The following is a 1,745-nucleotide window of genomic DNA, read 5'->3' on the forward strand; positions in this document are numbered from 1 at the left end:
GTGGCTCCGACCGGCGTCGATCCGGTGACCTTTCGATTTTCAGTCACATGACGCCACCATCACAGGACATCAACGGGATCACAATCCCCGGGATTGCGCGGGCGAATGCGGGGTGTGTGATCACAGTGATCACAGATCCCGCCAACAATTGTGTCCATTTCGTGCCCACGACGGAACTCCCGCAGCCACGGGGCGGAGCGCGGTGAGCGTAGGAACCCGGACCACTTCCAAAAACGATCACACGGCGACCCGCCATTCGACCGCTACACCGCTACAGCGCTACATCCGCGGAATCTCGCCGAAGACGACGAGGAGCCGAGCCGCTACAGACCGTCACGGCGGCGGTCGACGCGCAAGGGTGAACACCATGAACACCAGCATGGAAGCGTCAACTACACACCAGCTCACGGCCAAAGACGCCGCCGCGGCCACCCCGGCAGGACAGGTGAGTGACTCCGTCCAGCTGGAGGGGGACTTTCTGATTGACGGTGGGAACGTCGTGGGGAGGCCCCTCATGATCGGTTCCTTTGACGGGACAATGGCCACCGGGAAGGCGCTGTCGATCCAGACCCGGAGGCCGACTACCAAGCGTAGAACCCGCGTCGCCCCATGGGTGCGGGATTCGGGGAGAGGGTGATGGCGCCTGAGTAATCGGCCCCGGCCGGAGGCCCTAAAGGACGCGCATTGAGTACGAGCAGGCCGGGTGCCGCGAAGCCTGTTCCCATGGCGCGGTACGTCCTCTTCCGCCCGGAGGCTACGGCCCCTAGCCTGTGCTGCAGGAATCAGCAGTCGGGGCCAGACCCCTTCTGTAGGAGAAATGCTTCAGATTCGGGGGGTCTCATGGGCAACACGCGGGTCTTCAGGTTCGGACTGGCCACCGGCTGGGCCCTCTTAGCTGGAAGCCTCCTGGCTGGCTGCGGCGCCGGAGAAGCCCCCCCACCAGCGCCCGCCACATCGGACCCCGCGCCGGCCTTCGCGAAGTTCCAAAGCGATTGCGAAAGCCAAGTCGAAAGCTGGCGCCCAGCTCAAGTCGACTACCCCAAGGACCTGACGATGTCGGTCGGCCAGAGCATGAGCTACAACTTCGCCGTCGACGTCAACGACGCCCCCCACCCGCCGGACCAGGTCATACAGATGGACGGACCGGCCCGGGCAGCCAAGGTCTTCGTCAAGTGCGAGCTCCGCGCAAAACTCGTCCCCGTCGGCGACGGGATCGCCGTCACTCCTGACCCAACGGCCGACGACCGCGGCTGGGTCTACCGCGACTTCTCCCCGGACGGCATCGCCCCATGGTCGTGGACCGTCACCGCCAAGGATCCAGCGCCGCAGCAGCTTCGCGTCGAGCTGACGCCAGCAGTGAGCTCGGCGGCCTTGCGCTACGGGACCCCGACCAACATCGAACCGTACACCACGACGGTGAACGTCACCGGCACCTGGCTGGACCATACGAAGTACTGGTTCGAGGTCCAGTTCCCTGCCGCGAAGTACATCGCCAGCGCGATCGGTGCGGCCCTCCTTGCGGTACTGGTGTTCATCCCGAAAGCCCGAGAGGCTCTCAGGAAGGCCTTCGGCAGGGCCGAGCCCAAAGACCCCGACGGACACCAGAGCATCGCAGAGCGACACAAGCAGGACCCCGACCAAGACAGCCAGCCATCAGCAGGAGGCAGGGTCGCCCCCTAATGGTGGGGGCACCGGAGCTTTCGCGGGAGGCGTACACCCAGTTCTACGGGGGATTCGTCCAGGCG

Annotated in this window: 1 protein-coding gene; it reads left to right on the forward strand. The window is 65.2% G+C overall.

Annotated features, from left to right (window positions below):
* Positions 1 to 1,053: 1,053 nt before the first annotated feature.
* Positions 1,054 to 1,680: a hypothetical protein gene (locus tag LF262_RS16805; RefSeq protein ID WP_235781557.1), complete on the forward strand. Its 627-nt coding sequence runs from the start codon at positions 1,054 to 1,056 to the stop codon at positions 1,678 to 1,680.
* Positions 1,681 to 1,745 lie beyond the last annotated feature (65 nt).

It is taken from the genome of Sinomonas notoginsengisoli (assembly GCF_021554725.1).
Lineage (GTDB): Bacteria > Actinomycetota > Actinomycetes > Actinomycetales > Micrococcaceae > Sinomonas > Sinomonas notoginsengisoli.

Bases quoted from the DNA above. Each gene is read 5' to 3' on its own strand.
- LF262_RS16805 (WP_235781557.1), top strand. From the start codon at position 1,054: ATGTCGGTCGGCCAGAGCATGAGCTACAACTTCGCCGTCGACGTCAAC.